Below are 220 nucleotides of genomic sequence, written 5' to 3' on the forward strand. Positions count from 1 at the left end.
AGTGCGAACATCACCATCCCAAGCTTGGCGGCGGAAGGTGACTACAGCGTGACGGCGCAGATCAGCGACGCGGCGGGCAACAGCAGTGGTGAAAGTGCGCCAGTGACGTTTGATTTTGACGCCACCGCACCAACTGCGGCGCCAACACTTACCATCGCGGATGCCGCGGACGGCAGCGTGAGCGTGGCAGAGAACAGTGACGGCGTAGAAACCAACGTGA

Annotated in this window: 1 protein-coding gene; it reads left to right on the forward strand. The window is 61.4% G+C overall.

Going from position 1 to position 220, the window contains the following annotated elements; translation table 11 throughout:
* The coding region (locus tag AACW06_RS20740) for a hypothetical protein (RefSeq protein WP_202884144.1) at positions 1-220 on the forward strand (220 nt) is incomplete at both ends.

Source organism: Vibrio sp. S12_S33 (assembly GCF_963889785.1).
Classification (GTDB): Bacteria; Pseudomonadota; Gammaproteobacteria; order Enterobacterales; family Vibrionaceae; genus Vibrio; species Vibrio aestuarianus.